This is a genomic window from Absiella sp. AM29-15 (assembly GCF_003434225.1).
In the GTDB taxonomy this organism is placed as follows: Bacteria; Bacillota_I; Bacilli_A; order Erysipelotrichales; family Erysipelotrichaceae; genus Hoskinsella; species Hoskinsella hominis.
The window spans coordinates 131,398-158,129 of the sequence record NZ_QVFL01000002.1 but is presented as its reverse complement, the minus strand read 5'-3'; the positions used below and the strand labels follow the sequence as shown (position 1 = coordinate 158,129).

Here is a 26,732-nt window from a genome sequence, read left to right as displayed (position 1 = left end):
TTTTTAACATTTTTCTACATTTCTGGCCTGTAATCCCTTATCGACTTCTACAATATCGAAGGAAACAGGTTGTCCTTCATCCAAAGATTTGTATCCATCCTGTAAGATATGAGAATAATGAACAAAGATATCTTTGCCATCTTCTGTCGAGATAAAACCATACCCCTTTTCTGTGTTAAACCATTTTACTTTGCCTTTCATAAACTTCACCTTCCATTTCTTACTACAGTTTCAAGTATAGAGAAACTTTTACGATGCAGCAAACCTTTTTTATCGCAGGATTCGACAAATAAAGGATGCGCACATAAGACCAGCGCCTCTATTTTATATGTATGCTCTTTTATCAAATCATATGCTCTTTTTAACGAAGAACCGCTTGTACATACATCATCTAACAAAAGCAAAGGGGTTTTAGGTAAAGAAATCTTGTAATCACGTTGAATAATACGATCGATATGTGCCCTTTCTTCAAAGCTTTGTAGGGATTGTTTATGATTTTCACTCTTATAAAATGGTTCTACGATGTTCATGGGAATACCTTTCAACATTTCCTTTACTGGCTGAAACCCACGTTCTGCGTACTTCTCTTTACTACTTGGCAAAAGCACAATGGTACTATGTCGATATCTGTCGATAATCTTTTTTCTAAATGAATGAAAAAATACAGGAGCCAGAGCAATATCTCTGCCCTCTTTCATCTGAAATATCATACTCTCCATCGTTTCATTATATTCATATAGAATATGTAAAGGCATTTTTTCTAATTGGGTATCTAACTGAAGTACATGCAGTTTTGATTTACATTTTCCACATAAAACATCATCCTGTCTTAACCAGTCGTGAAATGATAAATTGTTTTGAATATTCTCAAAACAATATAAACAACGCTCCTGTTTCATTTAACCACCTTCATTCATCTTTCTTAATGATGTAATACATTGCGTAATATCCTTCGTTTTCCGCTTACAAAGAAACAACCCTTTTCCTGTGGGCATTTCTATACTTCTTCCTACCCGCCCAATCATCTGTATTAAACTGGCTTCATTGAATACAGGATGATCAGCAAACAAAATCACTACATAAATCCCTTTGATGGTGATTCCTCGTTCTAATACGGTTGTTGCGACAAGAAACTCATAGGCCCCTTCATGGAATTCTTTTATGATTTTTTCTTTGTTTTCTGTCTTAGATGTAAATGCACAGCAAGCATATTTCAAGGATAGAAAGCGGGTTAAACGATGGGCGATACGAATCGTTGGCACAAACACCAAAGTCTGTATCTTTGCTTTTCTTTGTGATGTTAGAAAAAGCAGCAGGTATGTAATCTGCATCCAGCTATATCCTCGTTTTACTTCCGGTACAATCAAAGGGTATCCATGTGGTCTTTGAAATAATTCTACCATGTTTAAATGGTGGGCAGATACCTCCTTTCGCATCTCATCATCTGGAGTGGCAGTAAGATAGATTTTCTCACCGACACATGCATGCATAGCAATTGCTTTCAATATCGCGTTGCCCCTGTAAGGAAAAGCATCGACTTCATCCATGATTAGCAGATCAAAGGTCTGATGATATCGATACAATTGATGCATAGTACAAATAATTAAATCGCCGTCCACAATATCGGTATATCCTTCACATACCGCAATGACACTAAGAGATGGAAAAGCTTCTTGCATACGTTCAGCTATTTCTAATACTACTTGTCTTCTCGATATCGCAAAACCAACTTTTTTCCCCATTGCTAAATAATCAGCGATTGCTTCCATCACAATCTCTGTTTTTCCCGCTCCACAACATGCGAAAACCAGGCTGTCTTGTTTTAATGCCAAATTTCTTCTTAACTCATCACTTGCCTTTTTCTGTGCTGGTGTCAATGGATACTTTAACTGTGGGTGACAAGTATGCCGTTTTCTTTGATATTGTTTACGCGGCGGTAACTCATTCACATTCACACGTCCAAAGGCGATGCACTTTCGACAATACCAGACATCTTGATCCTGATAGAAGTAGACTGGGTCTGTATTTCCACATCTAAGACATTTCATTTTTTTCACCTCCACTTATATACATACGTATTTTTATAGTGAAAATCCTAAATTATTTTGAAAAAAGTAAAAAAAACCTTTACATAATTAATTTCAAGGTATATTTAAACCACAAATAATTAATTTCTTACCATTTCACTATTCATATATGACCATGACTTTTATAAGATTTGCAAAAAGGAATAGATTATATTAGCTAAGTAATCCTAATCCATTCCTTTTAATAATATATATTTCACAAATATTTACCTGCTTCTTTTATACTGAGCTTCGACATATCTTCCTGATGCTCCTTGATGAACGCCTTTACCCATGTTGGGTTTGTTTTAGAATATTCACGAAGACTCCATCCAATTGCTTTATTGATGAAAAATTCATCACTTTTTAAGTTATGAACAATGATTTCACCTAATAATTCTTTATTTGTTTCACCTTTTCTATTCAGCTGATGGTCAATTGCAAGCCTTCTCATCCACATATTTTCATCTAATGACCAGCTTAACATGATTTGATTTACTCGCTGATCACTAAAGCCAATATTCCCTATGATGGTATCAAAAGCATCAATACTGTCCCACCATTGTTTATTTCTAACATAATATTCGATTCTCTCAATATCTTCATAATGCAAATATTTCTGCATCATCATCAGATAATCAGATACAACATATTGCATCTCACGATGCGGATGATCAAAACATTGGTTTAAAAATTCCCAATCGATCAATTTAGACTGTTTCTCTTTTTTGAAAATATCTTTTTCTAATGCTTTTCTTTGTTTACTACCAATTCCAAAAAAACGAAAATGATTTTTCATATAGGCAGCCATTGCTTCCGCCTGTTTCTCATTTCGATGCTGCTCAAATAAGGATACAATCTGACTGTATTTTTCACTCATTTAATCACCTTCATATCCTTCATAAAAAACAGGAGGAATATTCATCTTTTTCATCTTATATACTTGAACTTTTGTGAGTAGTATCTCATAAGGATGATTATTTTTATATTCACCTGCTAATATGTCTTGATACAGCTTCTGCATCAATGTATTCCAAGCATTTTGACAGCTGTTTCCATTTATCAAAAAGCCATATCCATCACCGAGATAAAATATCTTGATTGCTAATGCTAAATCACATAACGGCTCATTTAGTAGGTTTTTCACAAACTCAAAGCCATCATCCCAATTATATTGGTCAATTTGCTTTTGCATATCTTCATAAGTCATCATAAATCACCTATAGTATAGAGGCAGGATCATTGAAATATTGTTCAATGATTTCTAATACACCATCTGATTCATGATGTGGCGCATGTCGATGAAACTTCGCCAATAAATCCGGGCTGCCATTTTCCATTACATAGCCATATTTAGCGATACGAAGCATTTCTTCATCATTTCCTGCATCACCAAATGCCATAACTTCTTCTGGTTTGATATGCCATTGTTTCATCAGCATTTGGACAGCATTGCCTTTATGGATACCTTTCACAATCAAATCGATATCTTCATGACCGCTGCTTACAACGCTGATATGATCATCAACAGCCTGTTTCAATTGTGATAATACATGTTCAAAATCTTCGTTGGCCACCAAAGCAAATTTTAGTATTTGATCATCTATTTCATGAAGGGAATCCACTTTCTTTAATCTTGGAAAATAATTTATATAAAACGCATACTCTTCATCTTTAATATTTTTTAACGTATATGCACTTTCTTTTCCACAAACGATCGTTAATAAAGATGGATAGTGATCCAATACATCTAAGATATTATTGAAAGTATCTTTTTTTATTTCTGTGGAAAATAGTTCTTTTCCCTGATCAACGATATAAGCACCATTTTCTGATACAAATGTTAATTCATCTTTTATTTCATCAAAGAAAGATATCAACTGATAATATTGATTACCACTAGCGACTACAAAGTGAATACCCTGCTGTTTCATTTTTTCATATAGACGCATAAAGCGTGCTTTATCATACGTTAAATCACGATGGTAAAAGGTACCATCTAAATCCGTTACAATCATTTTAATACTCATAAATTTTTTCTCCTCTTTTTTCAATTATCACAATCATTCTTTTTTCCTTTTAAAATAAATGTGATTAAATCTTCTACATTCTCGAACTCATCATAATCACCAACAATGTCTTGTAGATGGTATACTTCTTTTTATCTTTTATTACTTACATTGTAACATATAAAAAGGAAAGTCGAAACTTTCCTCGCGAATCTTATTTGCCATTAGCGATATCTTTTGGCACACCATAATTTTCATCTAATTGCAGTAGATAATCTTTTTCATGCTGCATCAATGTAGAATATGTCACAAACTGATATCCATCTTTTGATAAGGCTGCTAAAATGGGTTCAATACTGTCTTTAGAGAAATCGTGGATATCATGTAAAAGCACGACCATGTTTCCAGCTTTTGTAGATTTTACAACCGAATTTTTTATAGCACCAGCTTCTTTCAACATCCAGTCCTGAGAATCTACATCCCAGAATGCATAACCGGTTTGGTTTGCGTTTAATACCGTTTCATTTAATGCCCCATAAGGAGGTCTGAAATATGTTGGTTCATAGCCAGTCAGCTTATAAATAGCATCCTGTGTATCGTAAATTTCTGAAACAACACCTTTTTTATCCAATGTTCTTAAATCCTCATGATCCCATGAATGGTTTCCAATTTCAAAGCCGCGTTTATATACATCTTTTACGATATCCGCATTGATTTCCACATTTTTCCCTAACATAAAGAAAGTTGCACGACCATTATATTTTTCAAACGTTTTCATAATTTCTTCTGTATTTTCATAATGTGGTCCATCATCAAAGGTAATCGCAACCATTGGTTTATTTGGGTCAACTTTTGGCTGCGCTGTTGGTGTTTCTACATTCCCTTGATATAAGGAAGGAATATTTTTATCCGCAAGCTTCATATAAGCGCTGTTATCTTTATAATTTACAGACATCTTTTGATCAAGAGTATCATTCAGATAGAAAGTGACTGCATTTTTACCTAAAATAAAATTAGATAACTGCTCGCTTTTTAATGATTTTACATCCAGCTTCGCTGTTTTTGCTTTATCATTTAACAGATTTAAATAATCTCTGCGCAATACATCTTTTACACCTAAGATTTTATCTGTTTTCTTATCATAATTAAATGAAGTATCTTTCTTCGCAACGACTTTATCATCTTTATCTTTTACAATCTGATGAAATGTTACTGTCGTGAATCGATCAAACAGCTGTTCACTGTCATAATCAACACTGATGAAATGCATTCCCTCATGCTTGATATTGGTCAATAGTTCTTTTTCTTTAAAATCCTTAATTTTTTTATCCAATACAGGTATATTAAATTCTGGATAATAAACAGAAAGATAATATTGATCCTCGACCTCGTTTGTATCATGCTCCATGGAACCAGCCAGTTTTGTTTCTTCATTATATTCTTCATATTTTGCATATGGTGAACTGCTTGTTAAAAATTTTACAATTCCCAAAATCACACCAACAGGAATCAATATTACCAATAATAATATCAATACCCGATCGATCCTCAATTTTCTTTTACGTGTACTTCTTTTTACTTCCTGCATATTCCGTTCTCCTTCATGTTTTGTTTCATTATATCATGAGTTTGTATACAAGTTGTAAAGAAACGCTTAAGATACCTTAAATTTGTAAATTTTAATAAAACTGTGCAGATTTTTTACATCTACACAGTATATTTATGATTTTTATGAAAAAGAACATTTCTATAGTTACCTTATCATAATGTAATTATTATATTAATTTAAATGTATCTTTAGGCTATTGCCTTCCACTGCTTCTCCTTTGGAGAACGTGATTGGTAAGCGCTGATCCTGTGAAAATCCAATCGTTTCGCCATCTTTTAATACAACATTGCTTGTTAGAACATAATAGGCAATATCAAACAGCATATTGCGCAAATCCATAGGATTCATATCCACATGTAAGATTTCCATTTCTTCTTTGTGGAAATCCTGCATACCATACGTGTATGCATTCCAAAGATGATCTTTTTGATACAATCCAAAATAAACCAGATTGTCTAAAGGAAAGTCCTGTTCCTTTATCGCTTGGGCACAATCGATATAAAATGCAGGTTCAAAAACCGTTCCAGCTGTATAGATACCTAGTGCATGTTCATTTTTTAATGCACTGGACGCAATCTTTACGAATAGTTCTCCTGCTTTACGACATGGTTCTTCATGCCCCAATACCGCAAGAAGGATTTGTGAAACATGACGTTTTGTGACTTCTACACCATCTTTCCAAAAATAATTACTTTGCGCAAAGTACTCTGCTTCATTATCTGGCACTGGTGCGTCAATAAAACTAATAGCCACCAGCATATCATCGATATCCATCACAATTGCATCATCACTTTGCTCCTGATCACTTGACAGCTCTACATTTAGATTCCAGTCTTCTTTCATCTGCTTCACAACATTTGAAACATCAAAATGATGGGTATCCATCAACACAAAGCCGTTGAAATTTCCACTTTCTTCATTAGATTGCACATCCTGATGATTATTATTTCGCTGAATTTCTTCATCTGCACGTTTCATCCAGTAATCCCGTATCATCTCAACAATGTCAATTGCATCTTGTACTTCTGTTTCTTTGTGATATTCCACATATCGTGAAAATACATGACCACAATGTTCATGTTCATCCACTTCATAACCACCACATACTCCTAATAGCCATGGATCATGCTTTTGTTCACGAAAACGGAAAATATAGTAATGTAACTGGTGAAGATCAAATTCATTTGTGCATTCTAAATCTTGTGGTATCTGTTTTAATACATGGTCATCCATTAACCATGATAACATAGCATTTACTGCAGCATCTTTTTGTGTTGTCATCATGTTCACCCTCTTTTTCTTCGTATTTATTATACTTCGTAATTGTAAAATGGGATATCATTTTTGTTAAAATTACGTAAAAAAACATAAAAACTTCACATTTGTCTTTATGCCTTTTTTAAAACATATAAATTTACATATTAAATCCAGCCAAAATGTTTACATGCAAGATAGATTCCATCATGATCACTATCTTCACAAACATAATCCGCAATTGCTTTTAACTCAGGAATTGCATTTCCCATCGCAATGGAAAAGGGTGCTTCTTGAAACATCTTACGATCATTCATTCCATCCCCAAATACCACAACATCGTTTTCATCTTTTCCAAGACGTTTGCACATCTTGGTGATACCTGTGTATTTATGATCTGGTTCTACGATGATGAATTGATCATTTCCATAGTGCATTCGACCAATCAGATCGATTTCAGGAATCATATCTTCTTTTCCTTTGGGGATGGTTAGAAACAGACGACGGATTATACCAGCATTTTGATAATCCAGTTTTTCATCAATCACAACATCCATGAAATCATGGAAATCTCCAGCATCTTCAATAAAGCGCTTATTTGGTGTAAATCTGACACGTGTATCACTGGTAGATATCGCAATGCCAAAGTCATATGCTAATGCTTTTTCACAAATTGTCTTTGCCACTTGTTGATCAATTGGTGTATACTCCACAGTTTCCCAGTTCATAATCAATTGATTGCCACCTTCACAAATCATATTTTCTATGCCAATTTCTTCTTGAAACATACGTGCACGAAACGCTGCACGACCTGTCGCTAATGCCACAAAATGCCCGTTTGCCTTTAATTGTCTGATTGCCTCTTTTGTGCTTTCATAAATATAACCGGGTTTTTCTACACCTGTTAATGTTCCATCAATGTCAAAAAAGAATAATTTTCCCATATCCAACCCGCCTTTCAAACGGGTTCATTATAACAGAGATTTCCTGAATGTGAAAGGTGAAATACAGAAACAAAAACAGTAACCAAATCATATATTATTTTCGGTTACTGTTTTTCATTTGTTTAATTATCATAAAGATGCTTGCTGTATTCGATTTTATCAAACCCATCATCTAATGCAATCAATGTTTCAAATTTTTCAATTTTCATTGGCGCATAGAAATAGAAGCCCTGTACCATATGACAGCCACATCGATTGACAAAATCCAATTGATCTTTTGTTTCAATTCCTTCTGTAATCACTTCTACTCCAAGACGATTTGCCAGCTGTATGATAACATCCACGATGGCGTGGCCTTTTTCTTCATTGTTTTTTTCTGTTCTAAAGAACCCCTGATCTATTTTTAAGATATCAAATGGAATTTGTTTCAACATACTCAATGATGAATATCCACTGCCAAAATCATCCATGGCAATCTTAAAGCCATAATGCTTCATTTCCATGATGATATTGATCAACTGATCAGGTTTTTCAAACAACATGCTTTCTACGATTTCCACAACGATGTTTGATTTATTCACAGCGTAGATATCTGCGATATCATTCAATCTTCTCGCAAAGCCTTCTTTAAATATATAAGAACGTGAAATATTAAATGATATTCTCAGATTAGGATCAATTTCCCGATTCCAACGTGCAAGATGCATACAAATCACATCAAAGGTATATAAATCCAGATTTTCTAAAAAGCCATTATGTTCAAAAAGTGGTATAAATCTTGATGGCTGGATATATCCTTCATCAGGATCACGCCATCGTACAAGTGCTTCTGCGGATATGATCTTATTATTTAAATCTGTATCTACTTTCGGCTGGACAAAAACCTCAAATTCTCCTTTGCCTAGTGCATGATACATACGATTTTCCAAGCGGCGTTCCATCATCCGGCTTTCATACATGGAATCATCATAAAACATAATCTTCATATCTGGTTTACAATAATTCTTACAGTATTTTGCTTTATCAATACATTTCACAAAACTGGAATCTGTATCTTTGATAAGATATACGCCATAGTACAATAATAATTCTTCATGGAATTTTCTTATAGGGAAGGAATTGGTGATTTCTGAATCCAGACGTTCTATTCTTTCACGAATGGCTTTTTCATCATGTAAATGCCATAACACAACAAAGCGGTCCGCTTCTACACGTGTACAGCATTCTTCCTCCTTACAATCTGATTGTATGATATCAAATACATTCTTTAATAGACGATCAGCTTCAATGTATCCTAACATACTGTTTATAATTTTAAAGTCTTTGATATCAAAATGAATAATACACCAGTCATTTCGATTACCGACTCTGAGCCATTTTTTAACTTTTGTTAAATAGGCTGTATAATTTTCACTGTCTGTGACCTCATCATATGTCGCTAAGCGCTCCATTTCCCGTTTGGTATTAGCTTTCGTTTTTAGATATTGATAAATAAAGAATATGACCGCTACCAGTATAATCAACACAAATGCACCTGTCAGCATTCTTGCGTCCCTTGTCTTATCATTGATGATATTTGCGGAAACAATACTTGCGGAATACCAGTTATTATAATCTAAGGGTTCATAATATAATAGAAATTCGTTATCATGTTCATCATAATAATGATATAATTGTTCACTCAGATTTGTTTCATCTATTTGTGATAAATGTGTCTGAATATGATCTTTTACTTCTTCATCCGCAGTAATCATTTTCCCATCTTCATCGATAATCGCTGTATGAATCAGTTCTTTTTCATTCGTCAAGGTAATCGTACTGATGAAACTTTGTTTGGATTGAATCATGATCAATCCACCCTGATAAACATCACGATTCAGAAAAGGTGTAATGAAAACACAGTCATCATTGGTATTAATTGCCTCATTTGTGACAATAGATTCGCCATTTTTTACCTTATGAAAATATGCAGTATCCGCTAATGAAAATTCTTTGCCGCTATTGACAAGCACAACATTTCCATCCACATCAAAATATCCGATATCCTGATATTCTATTTCTTTCTCTGATTCTTTTAAATCTTTGATAATTTTATCCTTGTCATAGTAGTTTCCATGAAAAAGACGTTTTGTCATGCCTTTTAATACATGCACGTTGTTTTCTATCTTTAAATTCATGATTTCTGAATTTTGTATAGATACATCTTTTAGATAATTGTAAAGCTCCTCTTCAAAGCGATTATTTGTCTGATAAATAAAGGAGATACAAGTAAAAAAGAATAAGCACCCACAAAACAATAGAAATATGACATGTCGTAATCGTATTTTCGTCTGTCCCATTTTAGCTCCCTCTCAATTCGTTATTCTCGTCCTTGTATACGACTTAGAAATATCTTACTTCACGATTGTCTAAATTAAACAGTGCCAATTGTGTCCCAGCATTATTGGCGGCACAACCGCAGTCGATATTTATTAAATCCGTATCTTTACATGAAGCCCCGCGATACCATATCTCATATGGCATACAGGATTGATAATACAGTGTAGGTGTATGACCCACAATCACACATCGATCATTAAAGAATTTTTCTTTACCTTCCATGCGATTCCACACAGCACTTTCTATCATATATCCCTGTTTTTCAATATCCTGACAATTCCATGTACCCTCATGTAATTGTTGAATCGGGCACCCATGTACCAGATAATATATCTGATCATTGATATGTAAATCCGCAATGATGACAGGCAGCTGTGCAATGAATTTTAATATTTCTTCCTGCGTTGTGTTTGGAAGTTTTTCAAATGCCTGACGTGTTGGTTCACTATGATTCATTTTCCAGCGTGTAGTGACCTCCTGTTTCATCATTGGATCTTTTATCAAATCATATTTTGCATCATAATACTGCTTCATCATATACTCATGATTACCTAGCAACATGACAACATTTTTTCTTTTCATAACATCCAGTAAAATCGCAATTCCATCTTTTCCACGATCTATGACATCACCTAAAAGATACAAAGTATCTTCTTCTTTGATATACTCCATCATATGATCATAACGTTCTTTTAAACCATGGATATCACTGCATGCATAATTTGTCATAATTGCCCCTCTTTCTTCTCTATTATTTTAACACGCTTTGTGCTTTCAGGATACGTTGTTTTCAAAATTTGGAAATTATATGAAAAAAGGCAGCAGAACTGCCTCTTTTCATCTATTGAAACCAATTTTCTTCCCAAAAAAAACAAAACAATATTAATAATTAAAAGAATAATATCTATCGATAAGATATGTATGAGGCAAGCTACATTCCCTTTAGCTTACATTAATAGTTTACGGTGTCAAACAAAAAAAATCAACATGTGACAAAGATTGTGACATTGTTTCTGTCACAATCAGAAATAATTTGTTATAATAAATGCAAAAGGTTGGGATATTTATGAGTGATTTTTCTAATTACTTTAAAGACTGTATTCATCAAAACCATGTCAATGTTTCCTTACTGTCCAGACAAAGCGGAATCAATCGTACACTGCTTCAAAAAATCATAACAGGCGCAAGGATTCCATCAGAGGAAAGCTTCTTTGAAAAAGTACTGCCTTATATGATGCTTTCTCTTCGTCAACAAGAAGAACTAATGCGCTTATATCACATTGAAAAGATTGGAAAGGAAGCTTATTCTCAGCATATGATTATCAAATCCTTCATTGAACATCTACAGGCAAATGCCCATGTGGAATCGCCAATGTTGAAGATGAGTATCGAAAGTGAACCAAAAAAGGAAACCTATTGTGTATATGATAAATACAGTTTGATTCAATGCATGTCCAGTGCTCTTGGACGTGTCAAAACAAAAAAAGATCCTGTAGTCTATCTATTAATGCAGGATGCTGATCCAAGCATTTACGATTTTATCGCAAGTGCCCTGTACGGTCGTAAAGATGTTACCTTAATTCATCTGTTGTGCTTTCAAAGTGCAAATGTGGCTAGTAAAGCAGAACTGCTATTCAATATCAAGTTGTGTGAAAGCTTTACACCTTTATTACTATGTGGATGTAACTATCAGCCATTATGCTACTATCATAGTTCGGCAGTTGATCAATCTTATTATGCGCCTTATCCATATGTTTTCTTAACAGATGATTGTGTCATCAATTTCAGAAAAGATTTATCTGGTGCGTTAATCACCCATGAACCTGGTATTTTAAATCAGTTTCAGGATTTCATTGAAAAGCGCAAGTCTATATCGATTTCTATTATTCAAAGACATCACAGACCAACAGAAATCTTACAGCCGTATCTTCAGGAGCTGAACAAAACATCTTTTGATGATCCAATATGTTCATTCATGCAGGAGCCATGTGTATTGCCTTTATTTCCCATGGAAGAGATCATTAAGAAGATAAAACCAGAAATACGCAAAGATCAACATGCGATGCATATGTTGCAGGATTATCTGGAAAAGCTTCATCAGATGAAAGACATGACCATCTATTTCACAAGAACTGGTTTATATCGATTTATGGAAACTGGACAGATATCAGAAGTGCCAAGTTATATGTATGAGCCATTTAATAAGCAGGAACGTAAAATGATTTTGAAAAAAATGATTGAACAACAGGAAAGCAGTCATTATCATGCCTATCTGGTAAATAATAAGTTTACCTTTCATCAATCCTTATCCATTGCCGTGTATAGTGAAAATCGCATACTGTTTCGCTATGGCATGGATGATCGTGGCACAAGCTTTTTGTTTCATGAATTAAGTTTTGGGACAATGCTTTCTGATTTCTTTCAGTTTTTAAAAACCAGCTCCATGGTAGAAAAGCCTGAAGATACCATGGCTTTCCTATTAAGTGTTTATCAACAAACATTATAAAAAGAAGTGTAGATTCATTTACACTTCTTTTGCTTATATTGATATATAAGCAGGATGATCAAAGATATCAAAAACAATACTATGGCAATCATCCATGCCAGCATGATATCTGGAATATAGACAACAAGTGCCGCATTCACGAACATGATAAGACCCCAGAAAGATACAGCCTTTCCATCGCTTTGTCCTTTTTCCATACGGATACGATTGCCATATCGCATAATGACAACACCAATTATCAGCCATAAGATAGCAGATAAAATTGAATAGATTTCCGTTGATGCTAAATGAATGCTTTCCATTATTTTTTACTCATTTCCTTACCACGGTTTGCGCAAGCTCTCATACCTTCTATAATTGCACTGCGTAATCCCATTTCTTCCATTTTTGCGACTGCTTCAATCGTTGTGCCGGCTGGTGAACATACCATATCTTTTAATTCACCCGGATGTTTTCCCGTTTCTAACATCATCTTTGCGCTGCCAATCATTGCCTGTGCCGCAAATGCATAGGCATCATTTCTAGGAAGCCCCTGCATCACTGCCCCATCTGCCATGGCTTCTAACACCATGAATATATAAGCAGGGGATGAACCAGAAACAACCATGACAGCATCCATCAAACGTTCTTCTACTTCTCGACACTGTCCAAAGCTTTCAAAGATTGCGATGACATCCTCTTTATCATCTTGATCACAGTTATCACTAAAGGATAACGCACTCATTGCCTCCTGTACCATTGCAGGAGTATTTGGCATGGCTTTTACTGTTTTTACTTTACGTCCAAACATTTCTACAACATCCTGTGTAGAGATTCCGGCCGCAATATTGATGATAATAACATCATCCTTCACAATATCTTTGATAGAAGTAATTACTTCTTTATATAAATATGGCTTAATCGCAAGTACCACAATATCACTGTTTTTCGCAACACTTTCATTATCAGATATATAACAATCATAAATTTCTGATAATTCACTTAATCTTTCGGGATGGGCATTACTGACGATCATATGATCTCCATCTACCAGATTTGCTTTCATAATACCTTCCACCATGGCTCTTCCCATGTTTCCACAACCTATAAATCCTATCGTTTTCATATTTCTTCTCCTTACATTATATAGCGCTTTGTTTCACATATATGCTTGATCAGCGCTTCACGTTTTACTTTATCATGTGCATCTTCAAATTCCTGTTGACTGATTCCTGCAATCCATAATAGATGAACACCGTCTTTCTTTATATCTAAAGGAATGGGATGTTTCATACAGGCATCATCAATAACGATCGCATAAGGGTACTCTTTAATTTTCATATCCAGCGTATGCCCATGTGCCACACAGCTGATGGTATGCCATGGCACCCCACATAATCCCGCTAAAGAAGCGTAAAGATCTAAGCGCTGCTTTTCATCAAAATGTGCCTGATCTGTAGCGATAATATATTCTGCCTTTGCCTCCATCATACTCTCATAACAGGTAAGTCCTTGTGGCATTGGAAACATTCCACAACCAATACTTACACCATAACAAATATTTTCTTTTTCAAATGTTAACAGCAGTCTAGTTGGAAATTCATCTTTATTTAAATCGAAACATTGCTTTGCTTTCCCAAAGTAATCATTTAAGTTTTCAAAAAAGGAATTATTGTAGGTTTTCCACTCCAGATTGAATTCCTGTTTCCAAAACTGTTTCCCTTTTTCCACATCCTCGATATATCGTCTGCCTTCCTCCATCTTCATAGCTGCCAGACTATTTTCTTTTACATATTTAGAAAAACCACTACTGTTTTGATTTTTCCTATATGGCATAACGCATATAAGCTCATCATCATGATATAATCCAGCAGTTTCTCCAGATGGACTCCATACGATTTCAAGGGCCGGGGACAACCATTCTACATGATCATGCTCCTCACAATAACATTTTGGTAATACCGGCTGTACACCCTCCAGCATTTCATCAGGTTCAAAACGTTCCTTTGCGTCTACCAGATTTTTTATCCAGCAGCCACTATGAGCGATAAGCCGTTCACTTTCAAAATCCAAATCATAAACATACATATAAATACTTTGTCCATCACTGATAACATCCGCCGCAAGCGGACACAGCGGTGATTGTGAAAATATTAAACTTTTTTCATTTTCCATAAAGCTCTCCTTACGTTTGTTATATTATACCAAGATAATGAATCAAAAAACATACGTTTTTCATAGTTCATTGCATTTCAATATAAAATTATCGTTTTTCGATAAAAATATATTGATTTTCATATTATCTCATGATACACTAAACATGTAGAAAGAGGTGATTTCCTTGTGGAATAAAGATCATTCCTTACAATTATCCCTATGGGCTATTCGTATCTTCTTTGTTTTATGGATATGTTTTTGTGTATTTGGCTATTTCATTGTGAAAGCTTATGTCGAATACAATCATGTCTATGAAGCTTTTGAAGTGATATTGATCACATTATATCTGTGTCTTGCCATCGCAATCTTCTTATTGTTTGACTTATACAAACTATTGACCAATATCAAACAAGAAAAAATCTTCATCCATGACAATGTCTATTGTTTGCGCAGGATATCCTGGTTATGTATCATAGTGGGCATCATTACTCTTATATCCACCATGAAATATATGCCATTTATCATGGTATCTGTAACCTTTGCGTTTATCGCCTTAATTGTTCGCGTAGTAAAAAATGTTATGGAGCAAGCAATCTTTATCAAAGAAGAAAATGATTACACCATATAGAAATGAGGTGCCTGTATGCCAATTATTGTAAATCTGGATGTCATGATGGCCAAGCGCAAAATTTCAGCTGGTGAACTGGCACAAAAAATTGGTATCACCAATGCCAATTTATCCATCTTAAAAAACAACAAAGCCAAGGCAATTCGTTTTTCCACATTAGAAGCGATTTGTGAAGCCCTGGATTGCCAGCCAAGTGACATTTTAGAATATGTAAAAGACTAAAGAAAAGAGGAACATATTATGTTGAAAAAAAGCATCACATCTGATGTGGGTTTTCGTGTACCCAAAATGAGCCTTAAAACACTGGATATCCTGTTTAGTATCACACTATTTATCCTGACGCTGTTATTTATCTATCAAACATCCTTCTTCCACACAGACACCTTAAGTGCCTTATATATGCTGGTATTATTAGGTATTTCCTTACTGTATCAATACTTAAGGATGAGAAAGTTAAGGAAACAAAGCTGGTATCTTGCGATTTTTCTATTTGTGGATATTCTGCCAAATATCATCTATCAAAACCAGCCTTTCCTGAAAATGGTCAACTTTCTATTCTTCAACATCATCTATGCCTACTGGTTTTTAGAATGCGGAAATCATCTGATCAAAGAAAAAGAAAGTGATTGGATCATCAATGATATCCTACATGCGATTCTGCATGCGCCATTTCATTATCTATCCGCAAGCTTTCAATTATTTAAATCCGCATTTCCTTTCAAGTTCAACGACAGCTTAAAGATTTTACTTGGACTATGTTTCAGTATTCCACTGCTATTTTTGATTATTCCTTTATTAATGCGTGCAGATAATATGTTTGCTTATTACATTGAACAGATCCATTTTGATGAGGAATTTATCTTTCGTTGGCTTATGACCCTGTTTTTTACCTTTCCATTGTTCTTTTATTATCTGTCTTTAAGCTATGGAAATATCGCTCATCAATCTGTTTCATTATATCAAGAGGATATCATGCTACAACGAAGAAAACGTCTTTGTTTTCTGCCTTCTACCATCTGCACAACCATAGAGCTGGTATTATGTGCGACATATTTCTTGTTCTTTATCGCAGGTATTCAAGGCATTATATCCTCTATGGGAATGAATCGTGATGTATTCAGTTTTTCCGATTTTGCACGTCAGGGATTTTTTGAATTATGTGTGATTGCCACCCTTAATTTAACAATCATCATTATGATCAATGTCACAAGTGAATATCGTACACAGTTTGCGATATGGGTAGAAAGATGCTTGATTATCTTGACCGTTTTATTGGTGCTTTGTGCTATGACAAAACTTTATCTTTATATTTCTGCCTATGATGCCCTTACCTATTTACGTATGTATGCTGCATGGTTTTTATGTTTATTATTAGGTGTTTTTCTATTACTGTTATTTTGTAAAAAAGATGGTACGCCACATATTCTGTGGATTACACGCTTTGTGATGGCAGCCTTTCTCATATTGAATCTTATAAATGTACCACACTGGGTAAACAGCAGTTATGATGAAACTGCACCATATACCATAATGGAATACCATGAAGAATGATATCAAAGGATTATTATCCTGTAGTATCTTTAGCTTTCTGTTTGTTCATCTTCAGGTCAGTATCGCAGAAATACCCTGTTCCCTATATCAGATTTCCGTTGTATTTTCTGTGATTGCATGGATGATATCCATCGTATATCTGTTTATATCCATGATCTGTAGTAATAGGTATTGCACCTGTATGCAGATGCTAATCAAGGATTTTTTATACTTGGAAATTTACTTAACCCTCTTATTACTATTTTCCCTATTTGATGCTGGCAAAACATTCGTCCTATGGCTGTGGATACCATATCCCCTTTGTGCGATGCTGTTATTATGTTTTTTCCTTTTACAATTTTCAATATCGATTCTGATGAAGTGCTATATGACCATTATTTCTTTTCAGGATATCCTAAACCAATCGTCTTAACCATCTTAGACAAATTATTCATTATGTAAATACATTGTAAACAAATTTGAAAGAATTTGAAAAATATTTGAAAAATCATTGACACATGTTTCTTATCGTTTTATAATCAAACCAATAAATTTGATGATTCAGGAGAAGTAGCATAGATAAATGATTTTATAGAGAGTTGGCGATGGTGGAAAGCCGATAAATGATCCTATGTGAATGGACCTGATAGAAGCACAGGCGAACGTAATCACTATTAGCTTGTGACGCAATTCCAGCGTTATCAAAGGAAACAGACATGGTGGTGTTTGTATAAGAGTGTTTGATAACACAAAATTAGGTGGCATAACGAAGCAGATTCTTCGTCCTATTGTGGATGGAGAATCTTTTTTATATCCACTCTTATACATCCTGAAAGAAAGGACGTATGAAAAATGAACAATAAAAAATTTTCCATGAAGGTGAAACGATGGTGTAGATCGTAATCTGCCACCTGATTGGAAAGGAGCTAATATGTATTACCCAGACAAAAAAACATTGCGTATATTACGCAGTCAGTATGATACGATTCCCGTATATGCAAAACTTCCCTATGATGGAAAAGATATATTGGAAATCTATCAGGCATTTCATGGACCTTATGCCTTCCTATTGGAAAGTGAAACACAGATGTACAATGGACATTATTCTATCATTGGCCTTCCTTGTGATCATCGCTTTCTCTATGATGGGATGCATAGTTATGATATCCATGAAGATAAAAAGATACAATTACATGGTCATCCAATGAAGCATTTAGAAGCCATGTTAGAGAAAAAAAGTCCTGTATATCCCGACATTCCTGTATTTACAGGAGGAGCCATTGGACATTTCAATTATGATATTGCCGGACTTTATGAAAATATTTCAAATCATGAACAGGAATCACTTCATCTGCCAATGATGCATTTTGGGTTTGTGAATGCATGTATCGTCATTGACCATACCCAGAAAACTGTTTATTTCATCATCCATGCAGATGCAGACAGCTGTTTAGAAAAATATGATACCATCTGTGAAAACCTTAAACAGATGATAACACGCTATCAACAATCTACACCTTATACAATCTTAAAAGATACAAAGCATAGAGCGTTTCAGACAAGTCATGATAAAGAAAGCTTTATGCATATGGTAGAAAAAGCAAAGGACTATATTTATGAAGGGGATATCTTTCAGGTTGTTTTAAGTCAAAGAATGGAATGTGATTATGATGAAGACCCACTTAGCGCATATGCGAAATTACGCACGATGGGTTCTTCTCCCTATATGTATTATTTAGATTTTGACAGCTATGTGATTGCTGGTGCATCTCCAGAATTACTTTTACAAGGTCGAAAGGACCTGATTACGACCAAGCCAATTGCTGGCACTAGAAAACGTGGAAAAGGCACAAAACAGGATCAACAGCTGATGAAAGAATTAATACACGATCCTAAAGAAAATGCCGAGCATATGATGCTGGTAGATCTTGGAAGAAATGATATTGGTAAAGTATCTAAAAGTGGAAGTGTTGAGGTAACTTCCTTAAAACAAATAGAATATTATCCCTCAGTTATGCATCTATGCAGTGAAGTTTCAGGCACCTTAAAAGATGAAATGAGTGTTTTTGATGCATTTGCCTCTGTATTACCTGCTGGTACTTTATCTGGAGCACCTAAAATCAAAGCAATGCAGATTATCAATGAATTAGAAGCGATACAACGTGAAATTTATGGTGGGGCAATTGGTTTTCTGGGATATAACCAATTGTTTGATACCTGTATTACCATACGTACCATCTTATTTCATAAACAAAAAGCCTATATACAGGCAGGTGCTGGTATTGTGAAGGATAGTCAACCAGATAAAGAATATGAAGAAACATTTCATAAAGCCACTTCCCTTCTACATGCTTTGGGTTGTGAGGTTGCGCTATGATACTGGTCATTGATAATTATGACTCTTTCACATATAACCTTGTACAATACGTCAGTGAAATAGAGCCTGATATATGCGTGAAACGAAACGATGCTATTACACTTAATGAAATTGAAACATTAGCACCAGATGCCATTATATTTTCACCCGGCCCTGGCATACCTTCCAAATCCGGTATCATGGAAGATATCATCCAAGCGTATTATCAGAAAATCCCAATGTTAGGCATCTGTCTTGGTCATCAGGCAATCGCAGAAGTGTTTCAAGCGACCATTACACATGCGAAAACAATGATGCATGGAGAAAGCAGCAGGATTCAAATCATAGATACTGGTGGAATATTTGAAAATATGACAGATACCATCATGGCAGGCCGTTATCATTCCTTAATTGTAGAGAACATCAAAGCTCCCCTGATGATTACCGCAATCAGTGAAGATCAGGAGGTTATGGCAATCGCCCATCAACACTACCCTGTATATGGCGTACAATTTCATCCCGAAAGCCTGTTAACACCAAATGGTAAACAAATCATTATGAACTTTATAAGGAGGATTTCAAAATGTTGAAAAAATATATTAGAAAAATCAGTGAAGGACAAGACTTAAATAAAGCGGAAATGATCGATGCTATGACTTCCATCATGGAAGGAAATGTCAGTCCCGAACAAGTCAGTGCCTTTTTAATCGCAATGAAAATGAAAAAAGAAAGTCCGGTAGAAATTGCTGCCAGTGCTCAGGTCATGATGGAAAAAGCCACAAAGCTTCCTGTGCATATCGATGATGTACTAGATATCGTTGGTACTGGTGGAGATTGTTTAAATACATTCAATATTTCTACGACTTCTGCTTTTGTCTTATGTGGAGCAGGTGTTCATGTCGCAAAACATGGAAATCGTGGTGTATCAAGTAAAAGCGGCAGTGCAGATACCTTAGAGGCACTTCATGTCAATATCAGCTTAACACCACAAAAAGCCGCTTACCTTTTAAAAACTGTAGGCATCACCTTCCTGTTTGCCCAGGTATATCATCAGAGTATGAAATATGTAGGCCCTATACGAAAAGAGCTGGGAATCAAAACCATGTTTAATATTTTAGGCCCTTTAAGCAATCCTGCATGTCCAGATACCTATGTCATTGGTGCTTATAGTAAAGAAATGGCAGATATGATGATTCGTGTATATCAGGAGCTACAGGTGAAACGTGCCATTGTTGTACATGGAGAAAATGGTATGGATGAGGTATCCTTAAATGGTCCTACTTATATTACAGAATTAAAAGATGACAAAATCATTTCTTATACGATTCAACCTGAAGATTTTGGTATGAGAAGTTGTGAATTATCTGACTTAATTGGTGGTGATAGTGAAGAAAATGCTTCTATATTTATGGATATCCTACAAGGTAAAAAAGGACCAAAGCGTGATGCTGTCATCTTAAACAGTGCCCTTGCTTTATATGCACATCATAAAGTAGACACCATAGCAGATGGTATTACTCTAGCAAAACAAAGCATTGATACCAAAGCCGCTCTTCATAAATTTGAACAGTTTCGTGAATTATCCAATCAAGAGGTTGCCCTATGATTTTAGATACCATTATTGAAAAGAAAAAAGAAACGCTGGAGCAGTCTTTTCAAAATCAAAATCTTTTGTATCATCCCATTGCGCACCAAATGAAAAACAAAGAAGATTTATTCGTGATTGGAGAGATAAAAAAAGCAAGTCCCAGCAAAGGCGTCATTGTAAAAGATTTTAATGTAGAAAAGTTCACGAAAGAATATACGATGGCAGGTGTGGATGCCCTCTCTATCCTTACTGAAGAAAATTTCTTCCAGGGTTCTTTAGAAAACATCAAGCTTGCGAAAGCTTTCAGCCATATTCCTGTGTTACGAAAAGATTTCATTATGGATGCCAGAGAGATCATTCAAAGTAAACAAGTCGGCGCCGATATGATTCTACTCATTACAGCGATGTTGAGTGATGAACAGCTTCGTACATTTTATCAGATGGCGAATATGTTATATCTTGAATGTATTGTGGAAGTTCATAATGAAGAAGAATTGACACGTGCCTTAAAGATTCATCCCGAAATCATCGGCATCAATAATCGTGACTTGTACACATTTGAAGTATCCTTAGAAACCACAAAGCGCTTAGCACAAAAGATTCCAGATGATATATGTATCGTTTCAGAAAGTGGTATTTTTACCCACGATGATATGGAATTTGTGAAAGCTGCCGGCGTCGATGCGGTACTCATCGGAGAAAGTTTTATGCGATGTGATAACTTTATGGAACATCTGCAGCAGCTGCGTTATGGTTCATATTAAAATCTGTGGCATGTGCAGCATACAGGATATTCAATGTGTTAATGAAGTAAAAGCAGACTATGCCGGCTTTGTATTTGCATCGGGGAAACATCAAATATCCATCAGTGAAGCAAAAAATCTTATTCCACATTTAAACCACAGTAAAAGTGTAGGTGTCTTTGTGAATGAAAAAATAGATAAAATCGCACATATCGCAAATACAATCCATCTGGATGTGATACAGCTACATGGAGAAGAAAGTCAAAAAGATATACAATATCTGAAAGAAACCACCCCATGTGAAGTATGGAAGGCGATTCGCCTTCACACTTTGAAAGATTATCAATTATTTCATGAACTTCATCCCGATCGTTTCCTTGTGGACAGTTTTGATAAATCAAGCTATGGTGGAACCGGGAAAAGAATTAAAAAAGAATTACTGGCATCCTTAGATTTAAGTGACAAAATACTGGCAGGTGGTATCAATACACAAAATGTACATGAAATACTATCGTATCATCCTTATATGATTGATGTATCCAGTGGTGTAGAAACAAATGGCAGTAAAGATATACAAAAAATAAGAAAATTAATAAGCGAGGTAAAAAAATGATAAAAGGTATGTATGGAAGTTATGGCGGTCAATATGCCCCAGAAACTTTAATGGTTGCGTTAAATGAGCTAGAAGAAGCCTATGCGGCAGTAAAGGATGATCCATCCTTTCAAGAAGAATTAGCATTTTATTTAAAAGAATATGCCAATCGTCCTTCTTTATTCTATTATGCGAAAAAGATGAGTGAAGATTTAGGCGGTGCGAAGATTTATTTAAAACGAGAAGATTTAAATCATACAGGTGCCCATAAAATCAATAATGTTTTAGGACAGACATTAATTGCGAAACGTATGGGAAAAACCAAAATTATCGCAGAAACAGGAGCTGGTCAACATGGTGTTGCCAGTGCGACTGCCGCTGCATTATTCGGTATGGAATGTGAAGTATTCATGGGAGAAGAAGATATCAAAAGACAGGCATTGAATGTCTTTAAAATGGAACTTTTAGGTGCGAAGGTAACCAGCGTATCTAGTGGTACTGGAACATTAAAGGATGCGACCAATGAAGCCATGCGTACATGGGCACAACGTTGTGAAGATACATTCTATGTATTAGGTTCTACCGTTGGACCACATCCCTATCCGATGATTGTACGCGATTTTCAAAAGATCATCAGCGAAGAAACCAAAGCACAATGCTTAAAAAAAGAAGGTAGATTACCTGATTATGTCATTGCCTGTGTAGGCGGTGGCAGTAATGCCATGGGCAGCTTCTATGATTTTATTGAAGATGAGCAGGTACAATTGATTGGCTGTGAAGCAGCTGGAAAAGGTGTAGATACGGCATTACATGCTGCCACGATCACAAAAGGCAGTACAGGTGTTTTGCATGGTATGAAATCCATATTCCTTCAAGATAAATTTGGACAGATTATGGATGTATATTCTATATCTGCCGGTCTAGATTATCCAGGTGTTGGACCTGAACATGCGCATTTAAATGAAATCGAACGTGCAAAATATGTGCCTGTCACAGATGAGGAAGCAGTTCATGCATTCTTGTATTTGACAAAGACAGAAGGCATCATACCAGCTATTGAAAGCTCCCATGCCTTAGCATATGCAATGAAGCTGGCGCCAACGCTTTCAAAAGATAAAATCATCGCTGTTACGCTATCAGGTCGTGGAGATAAAGATGTAAAAAGTATTGCGGAATATATGGAGGTACAAATCAATGAATAGAATCGATCAAAAAATGCAAGACCTGAAAGAGAAACATCAAAGTGCTTTTATTGGCTTTTTAACTGCTGGTGATCCCGATATCCCCACATGTCTTGCCTGTTTAAAACAAATGGAGGATAACGGTTGTGATATCATAGAAATTGGGCTTCCCTTCAGTGATCCCATCGCAGAAGGACCATTGATTCAGGCAGCAAACCTGCGTGCATTGACTCATGGCATAACCACAGATGATGTCATGGATATGGTAAAAATATTTCGATTACAAAGTGACATTCCTTTATTATTCTTATTGTATTACAACCAGATTTTCACTTATGGCATAGAGAAATTTCTAAAAGCCTGTCATGACGCAGGCATTGATGGACTCATTATTCCTGACTTGCCATTGGAACATCGGGAAGAAATCGTACCATTCGCAGATGCATACGATATCGATATCATTTCCCTCGTTACTCCTGTATCCAAACAAAGAAAACAAGAAATCGTATCTAACAGCAAAGGCTTCTTATACTGTGTAACTTCTACTGGTGTAACAGGTGAGCGTAGTTCTTTTAAAACAGATTTAAAAGCCTTTATTGATGAATTAAATCAATATACAGATACACCAAAAGCACTGGGCTTTGGTATATCTACACCTGAACAAATTAAAGAAATGAAAAATTATGCGGATGGTATTATCGTTGGTAGTGCAATTGTTAGAAGAATTGAAGCAATCACAACCCAAAATAAAACCCCAAAGGATGTCGGGGCATTTGTGAAATCATTAAGTGATGCCTGCCATGCTTAAACTATTTCCCAGGAAATAGACAAAATTAATGAATTATTCCTATATAAAGCCAAAAAGGACTATTTTAGTCCTTTTTTAGTCTTTGATATCATGATAATACAAGTCTTTTAATTCTTCTTTTACATTGCGTGAACCAAGTTTACGCATAGCTTTATTTTCAATCTGACGAACACGTTCTCTGGTAATGCCATAAATTTTACCAATATCCTCTAAGGTCATTGGCGGTTCTCCATTTAAACCATATCGTCGTATGATAACATCTCTTTCCCGCTCTTTCAAAACAGATAACGATTTTTGTACAGTTTCTTTCATATACATAGCATCTGCATTTTGTTGCGGTGTTAAGGTAGCTTCATCGGATAACATATCTCCAAGACTGGTATCCCCATCCTCATCTATTTGAGCATCAATGGATACTGTTGTTTGTGTTAATCCCATTAACTCGCGAACCTCTTCAGGTGTCATATTACAATCTTTTGCAATTTCCTCGATGGTTGGCTCTCTTTGCAGCTCTTTCATCAAACGATCAATCGCCTTACGGATCTTAAATTCACTTTCTGCGATATGCACAGGTATATGAATAATCTTTTCTTTATCTAAAATATAACGTGTGATATACTGGCGAATCCATTGGGTTGCATATGTGGAAAACTTAAACCCTTTACGATAATCAAACTTTTCTACAGCACGAATTAATCCAAGATTTCCTTCTTGAATCAAATCCATAAATGGTACATTATAACGGTTAAACTGCTTTGCGATATTTACGACAAGCTTTAAATTACAATCAATAAAATACTCCTTCGCATTTTCATCGCCTTCTTCAATTTTCTTGAAATATTCAATTTCTTCTTCATGTGTCAATCTAGGATATCCACCAATAGAACGCAGATAGCTTTGTACATTGCCACGGATAGATTGTGAATTTCCCATACTTCCGCCCTCTTTCATGTATCCTTCTATGCCTTTATTTTATCGTATCCACTCTTGAATTACAAGAAAAATAAAAGCCCTTTCAATGAGCTTTAAAAGGGCAATTTATTTTAATTAGGATTCTTAGTAATACTTAATACTTTATAGCCACTTGCTTCTAAATCTTTTTCCAATTCATCTGTTTGGAATGTATCAATACGAATGATCATATCCGCAAAGCCGTTATGTTGTGAATATACCCCTAAGTGGGTAATATTGCAGTTATTGCGAACAAAGATTTCTGACAAGCTTCCGATTGTGCCAAGTTCATCTTTTACTTCGATACAAACACGGCTTCCTCTTTCGCGATATCCTAAGATATCAAGGAATGCGCTTAATACATCGTTGCTTGTTAAGATACCAACAACTTCTTTATCATCATTTACAACTGGTAAACATCCGATATCATGTTTATACATCAACAATGCTGCATCTTCCAAGAAAGAATCTTCGTGGATGGTAATGACATCACGAATCATGATTGCATCAACGGTTGTTTTACTTAACAGATAATTTAATTCATAGATACTCAGACTGGTCGCTTTTGTTGCGCCATTCTTTGAAATCATTCCTTCTGTCACTAGACCTACTAATTTTTTGCCATTGACAACAGGAATACGGTGTAATTTTTTCTCATTCATGATATCGACGACTTCACTGATCTTATTGTTTACACCAATACAAATAGGATTTTTCGTCATTCTGTTTTTTACATACATGGTTTCTTATCCTCCTAAGTACGCTTTCTGGATTTCTTCACTTTCAGATAGTTCTTTTCCTGTACCACTCATTACAATATTTCCGGTTTCCATAACATAAGCACGATGAGCGATGGATAAAGCCATACGTGCATTCTGTTCCACCAGCAATACAGTTGTGCCCTTCGCATTGATATCTTTGATGATATTAAAGATTTCTTTTACAAGAATTGGTGCTAAGCCCATACTTGGTTCATCCAGCAACAGAATTTTTGGATTTGCCATCAATGCTCTTCCCATGGCTAACATCTGTTGTTCACCACCGGATAAAGTTGCTGCATTTTGTTTACTACGATCCTTCAATATTGGAAAACGTTCATAAACTGCTTCTAAATCACGTTTGATACCATCTTTATCTTTTCTCTGATAAGCTCCAAGCTCCAAATTTTCTAATACAGTCATTCCCGCAAAGATTCTTCTTCCTTCAGGAACATGACTGATACCTAGTTTCATTATATCCTGTGCTGAACATTTATTCAACACTTTCCCATCATAGGTAATCGTACCAGCACTTGGTTTTACAAGTCCACTTAAGGCTTTTAATATACTTGTTTTCCCAGCCCCGTTCGCACCAATCAAGGTTACGATTTCGCCTTCATTTACTTCCAAGTCAATGCCTTTTACCGCATGAATAGCACCATATTTTATATTCAGTCCTTCTACCTTTAACATA

At 35.3% G+C, this 26,732-nt stretch carries 28 protein-coding genes and 1 other annotated feature; of the genes, 11 read left to right on the top strand and 17 right to left on the bottom strand.

All coding sequences use genetic code 11. The features are described from left to right. Positions 1-3: 3 nt before the first annotated feature. From DW761_RS02840 to DW761_RS02790, 11 genes are all read right to left on the bottom strand, one after another. On the bottom strand, positions 4-201 hold the full coding sequence (locus tag DW761_RS02840; RefSeq protein WP_117452917.1) for a cold-shock protein: 198 nt from the start codon (positions 199-201) through the stop codon (positions 4-6). A 5-nt stretch (positions 202-206) separates the two neighbouring features. After that, positions 207-899 carry a ComF family protein gene (locus tag DW761_RS02835; protein WP_199485579.1) on the bottom strand — a complete coding sequence of 231 codons (693 nt, stop codon included), beginning with the start codon at positions 897-899 and terminating at the stop codon, positions 207-209. Continuing rightward, a complete protein-coding gene (locus DW761_RS02830) occupies positions 900-2,048 on the bottom strand; it encodes a helicase-related protein (RefSeq protein WP_117516356.1) in 1,149 nt (382 codons plus the stop codon). Positions 2,049-2,283: 235 nt separating this feature from the next. After that, positions 2,284-2,946, bottom strand: coding sequence for a DNA alkylation repair protein (locus DW761_RS02825; RefSeq protein WP_117516355.1), 663 nt, complete (start codon positions 2,944-2,946; stop codon positions 2,284-2,286). Then, positions 2,947-3,279: a DUF4274 domain-containing protein gene (locus tag DW761_RS02820; RefSeq protein ID WP_117516354.1), complete on the bottom strand. Its 333-nt coding sequence runs from the start codon at positions 3,277-3,279 to the stop codon at positions 2,947-2,949. 7 nt (positions 3,280-3,286) lie between these two features. Next, the gene (locus DW761_RS02815; protein WP_117516353.1) at positions 3,287-4,096 is read right to left on the bottom strand and encodes a Cof-type HAD-IIB family hydrolase; all 810 of its coding nucleotides are present in this window, start codon (positions 4,094-4,096) and stop codon (positions 3,287-3,289) included. 193 nt (positions 4,097-4,289) lie between these two features. Next, positions 4,290-5,663 carry a polysaccharide deacetylase family protein gene (locus DW761_RS02810; RefSeq protein ID WP_117516352.1) on the bottom strand — a complete coding sequence of 458 codons (1,374 nt, stop codon included), beginning with the start codon at positions 5,661-5,663 and terminating at the stop codon, positions 4,290-4,292. 192 nt (positions 5,664-5,855) lie between these two features. Then, entirely contained in the window at positions 5,856-6,968 is a 1,113-nt protein-coding gene (locus tag DW761_RS02805; RefSeq protein WP_117516351.1) for a DUF4261 domain-containing protein, read from the bottom strand. A gap of 137 nt (positions 6,969-7,105) precedes the next feature. Then, positions 7,106-7,882 (bottom strand): Cof-type HAD-IIB family hydrolase, encoded by a 777-nt coding sequence (locus DW761_RS02800; protein WP_117516350.1) that lies wholly within the window; start codon positions 7,880-7,882, stop codon positions 7,106-7,108. Positions 7,883-8,004: 122 nt separating this feature from the next. Beyond that, positions 8,005-10,221, bottom strand: a complete 2,217-nt coding sequence (locus DW761_RS02795; RefSeq protein WP_117516349.1) for an EAL domain-containing protein — start codon at positions 10,219-10,221, stop codon at positions 8,005-8,007. Positions 10,222-10,264: 43 nt separating this feature from the next. Then, on the bottom strand, positions 10,265-10,990 hold the full coding sequence (locus DW761_RS02790; protein ID WP_117452902.1) for a metallophosphoesterase: 726 nt from the start codon (positions 10,988-10,990) through the stop codon (positions 10,265-10,267). Between the two features lie 337 nt (positions 10,991-11,327). Between DW761_RS02790 and DW761_RS02785 the strand changes: the two genes are divergently transcribed. After that, entirely contained in the window at positions 11,328-12,767 is a 1,440-nt protein-coding gene (locus DW761_RS02785) for a hypothetical protein (protein WP_117516348.1), read from the top strand. A gap of 14 nt (positions 12,768-12,781) precedes the next feature. On the opposite strand, the gene DW761_RS02780 is transcribed toward DW761_RS02785, so the two are convergent. Genes DW761_RS02780 through DW761_RS02770 form a run of 3 tightly spaced genes read right to left on the bottom strand, consistent with a single transcriptional unit; the run spans position 12,782 to position 14,921 of the window. Next, on the bottom strand, positions 12,782-13,069 hold the full coding sequence (locus DW761_RS02780) for a hypothetical protein (RefSeq protein ID WP_117516347.1): 288 nt from the start codon (positions 13,067-13,069) through the stop codon (positions 12,782-12,784). Next, a complete protein-coding gene (proC, locus tag DW761_RS02775; protein ID WP_117516346.1) occupies positions 13,069-13,872 on the bottom strand; it encodes a pyrroline-5-carboxylate reductase in 804 nt (267 codons plus the stop codon). The genes DW761_RS02780 and proC overlap by 1 nt, the downstream gene beginning before the upstream one ends. An 11-nt stretch (positions 13,873-13,883) precedes the next feature. Further along, complete coding sequence (locus DW761_RS02770) at positions 13,884-14,921, bottom strand: suppressor of fused domain protein (RefSeq protein WP_117516345.1); 1,038 nt, start codon at positions 14,919-14,921, stop codon at positions 13,884-13,886. A 166-nt stretch (positions 14,922-15,087) separates the two neighbouring features. Between DW761_RS02770 and DW761_RS02765 the strand changes: the two genes are divergently transcribed. From DW761_RS02765 to trpA, 10 genes are all read left to right on the top strand, one after another. Then, positions 15,088-15,531: a DUF2975 domain-containing protein gene (locus DW761_RS02765; RefSeq protein ID WP_158552195.1), complete on the top strand. Its 444-nt coding sequence runs from the start codon at positions 15,088-15,090 to the stop codon at positions 15,529-15,531. A 15-nt stretch (positions 15,532-15,546) separates the two neighbouring features. Then, positions 15,547-15,753 carry a helix-turn-helix domain-containing protein gene (locus DW761_RS02760; protein WP_117452896.1) on the top strand — a complete coding sequence of 69 codons (207 nt, stop codon included), beginning with the start codon at positions 15,547-15,549 and terminating at the stop codon, positions 15,751-15,753. Between the two features lie 18 nt (positions 15,754-15,771). Next, on the top strand, positions 15,772-17,082 hold the full coding sequence (locus DW761_RS02755; RefSeq protein ID WP_117516344.1) for a DUF4153 domain-containing protein: 1,311 nt from the start codon (positions 15,772-15,774) through the stop codon (positions 17,080-17,082). Positions 17,083-17,608: 526 nt separating this feature from the next. After that, positions 17,609-17,852 (top strand) — a binding site (T-box leader). A gap of 140 nt (positions 17,853-17,992) precedes the next feature. Continuing rightward, positions 17,993-19,438, top strand: a complete 1,446-nt coding sequence (locus tag DW761_RS02750; protein WP_117516343.1) for an anthranilate synthase component I family protein — start codon at positions 17,993-17,995, stop codon at positions 19,436-19,438. Next, positions 19,435-20,007 carry an anthranilate synthase component II gene (locus DW761_RS02745; RefSeq protein WP_117516342.1) on the top strand — a complete coding sequence of 191 codons (573 nt, stop codon included), beginning with the start codon at positions 19,435-19,437 and terminating at the stop codon, positions 20,005-20,007. The genes DW761_RS02750 and DW761_RS02745 overlap by 4 nt, the downstream gene beginning before the upstream one ends. Beyond that, positions 20,001-21,023: an anthranilate phosphoribosyltransferase gene (gene trpD, locus DW761_RS02740; RefSeq protein WP_117516341.1), complete on the top strand. Its 1,023-nt coding sequence runs from the start codon at positions 20,001-20,003 to the stop codon at positions 21,021-21,023. The genes DW761_RS02745 and trpD overlap by 7 nt, the downstream gene beginning before the upstream one ends. Continuing rightward, entirely contained in the window at positions 21,020-21,769 is a 750-nt protein-coding gene (trpC, locus tag DW761_RS02735; protein WP_117516340.1) for an indole-3-glycerol phosphate synthase TrpC, read from the top strand. Before trpD ends, trpC begins: the two co-directional genes overlap by 4 nt. Then, positions 21,756-22,361, top strand: coding sequence for a phosphoribosylanthranilate isomerase (locus DW761_RS02730; protein WP_117516339.1), 606 nt, complete (start codon positions 21,756-21,758; stop codon positions 22,359-22,361). Before trpC ends, DW761_RS02730 begins: the two co-directional genes overlap by 14 nt. Continuing rightward, positions 22,358-23,542, top strand: a complete 1,185-nt coding sequence (trpB, locus tag DW761_RS02725; RefSeq protein WP_117516338.1) for a tryptophan synthase subunit beta — start codon at positions 22,358-22,360, stop codon at positions 23,540-23,542. The genes DW761_RS02730 and trpB overlap by 4 nt, the downstream gene beginning before the upstream one ends. Next, positions 23,535-24,329 (top strand): tryptophan synthase subunit alpha, encoded by a 795-nt coding sequence (trpA, locus tag DW761_RS02720; RefSeq protein ID WP_117516337.1) that lies wholly within the window; start codon positions 23,535-23,537, stop codon positions 24,327-24,329. Before trpB ends, trpA begins: the two co-directional genes overlap by 8 nt. Before the next feature lie 75 nt (positions 24,330-24,404). Here the strand turns inward: trpA and DW761_RS02715 are convergent, their stop codons facing one another. From DW761_RS02715 to DW761_RS02705, 3 genes are all read right to left on the bottom strand, one after another. Then, complete coding sequence (locus tag DW761_RS02715; RefSeq protein ID WP_158553738.1) at positions 24,405-25,262, bottom strand: sigma-70 family RNA polymerase sigma factor; 858 nt, start codon at positions 25,260-25,262, stop codon at positions 24,405-24,407. Between the two features lie 110 nt (positions 25,263-25,372). Beyond that, the gene (locus DW761_RS02710) at positions 25,373-26,020 is read right to left on the bottom strand and encodes a CBS and ACT domain-containing protein (protein ID WP_117452885.1); all 648 of its coding nucleotides are present in this window, start codon (positions 26,018-26,020) and stop codon (positions 25,373-25,375) included. A 6-nt stretch (positions 26,021-26,026) separates the two neighbouring features. Beyond that, positions 26,027-26,731, bottom strand: coding sequence for an ABC transporter ATP-binding protein (locus DW761_RS02705; RefSeq protein WP_117516335.1), 705 nt, complete (start codon positions 26,729-26,731; stop codon positions 26,027-26,029). Position 26,732 lies beyond the last annotated feature (1 nt).

Bases quoted from the DNA above. Each gene is read 5' to 3' on its own strand.
- DW761_RS02840 (WP_117452917.1), bottom strand. From the start codon at position 201: ATGAAAGGCAAAGTAAAATGGTTTAACACAGAAAAGGGGTATGGTTTT.
- DW761_RS02835 (WP_199485579.1), bottom strand. From the start codon at position 899: ATGAAACAGGAGCGTTGTTTATATTGTTTTGAGAATATTCAAAACAAT.
- DW761_RS02830 (WP_117516356.1), bottom strand. From the start codon at position 2,048: ATGAAATGTCTTAGATGTGGAAATACAGACCCAGTCTACTTCTATCAG.
- DW761_RS02825 (WP_117516355.1), bottom strand. From the start codon at position 2,946: ATGAGTGAAAAATACAGTCAGATTGTATCCTTATTTGAGCAGCATCGA.
- DW761_RS02820 (WP_117516354.1), bottom strand. From the start codon at position 3,279: ATGATGACTTATGAAGATATGCAAAAGCAAATTGACCAATATAATTGG.
- DW761_RS02815 (WP_117516353.1), bottom strand. From the start codon at position 4,096: ATGAGTATTAAAATGATTGTAACGGATTTAGATGGTACCTTTTACCAT.
- DW761_RS02810 (WP_117516352.1), bottom strand. From the start codon at position 5,663: ATGCAGGAAGTAAAAAGAAGTACACGTAAAAGAAAATTGAGGATCGAT.
- DW761_RS02805 (WP_117516351.1), bottom strand. From the start codon at position 6,968: ATGATGACAACACAAAAAGATGCTGCAGTAAATGCTATGTTATCATGG.
- DW761_RS02800 (WP_117516350.1), bottom strand. From the start codon at position 7,882: ATGGGAAAATTATTCTTTTTTGACATTGATGGAACATTAACAGGTGTA.
- DW761_RS02795 (WP_117516349.1), bottom strand. From the start codon at position 10,221: ATGGGACAGACGAAAATACGATTACGACATGTCATATTTCTATTGTTT.
- DW761_RS02790 (WP_117452902.1), bottom strand. From the start codon at position 10,990: ATGACAAATTATGCATGCAGTGATATCCATGGTTTAAAAGAACGTTAT.
- DW761_RS02785 (WP_117516348.1), top strand. From the start codon at position 11,328: ATGAGTGATTTTTCTAATTACTTTAAAGACTGTATTCATCAAAACCAT.
- DW761_RS02780 (WP_117516347.1), bottom strand. From the start codon at position 13,069: ATGGAAAGCATTCATTTAGCATCAACGGAAATCTATTCAATTTTATCT.
- proC (WP_117516346.1), bottom strand. From the start codon at position 13,872: ATGAAAACGATAGGATTTATAGGTTGTGGAAACATGGGAAGAGCCATG.
- DW761_RS02770 (WP_117516345.1), bottom strand. From the start codon at position 14,921: ATGGAAAATGAAAAAAGTTTAATATTTTCACAATCACCGCTGTGTCCG.
- DW761_RS02760 (WP_117452896.1), top strand. From the start codon at position 15,547: ATGCCAATTATTGTAAATCTGGATGTCATGATGGCCAAGCGCAAAATT.
- DW761_RS02755 (WP_117516344.1), top strand. From the start codon at position 15,772: ATGTTGAAAAAAAGCATCACATCTGATGTGGGTTTTCGTGTACCCAAA.
- DW761_RS02750 (WP_117516343.1), top strand. From the start codon at position 17,993: ATGTATTACCCAGACAAAAAAACATTGCGTATATTACGCAGTCAGTAT.
- DW761_RS02745 (WP_117516342.1), top strand. From the start codon at position 19,435: ATGATACTGGTCATTGATAATTATGACTCTTTCACATATAACCTTGTA.
- trpD (WP_117516341.1), top strand. From the start codon at position 20,001: ATGTTGAAAAAATATATTAGAAAAATCAGTGAAGGACAAGACTTAAAT.
- trpC (WP_117516340.1), top strand. From the start codon at position 21,020: ATGATTTTAGATACCATTATTGAAAAGAAAAAAGAAACGCTGGAGCAG.
- DW761_RS02730 (WP_117516339.1), top strand. From the start codon at position 21,756: ATGGTTCATATTAAAATCTGTGGCATGTGCAGCATACAGGATATTCAA.
- trpB (WP_117516338.1), top strand. From the start codon at position 22,358: ATGATAAAAGGTATGTATGGAAGTTATGGCGGTCAATATGCCCCAGAA.
- trpA (WP_117516337.1), top strand. From the start codon at position 23,535: ATGAATAGAATCGATCAAAAAATGCAAGACCTGAAAGAGAAACATCAA.
- DW761_RS02715 (WP_158553738.1), bottom strand. From the start codon at position 25,262: ATGGGAAATTCACAATCTATCCGTGGCAATGTACAAAGCTATCTGCGT.
- DW761_RS02710 (WP_117452885.1), bottom strand. From the start codon at position 26,020: ATGTATGTAAAAAACAGAATGACGAAAAATCCTATTTGTATTGGTGTA.
- DW761_RS02705 (WP_117516335.1), bottom strand. From the start codon at position 26,731: ATGTTAAAGGTAGAAGGACTGAATATAAAATATGGTGCTATTCATGCG.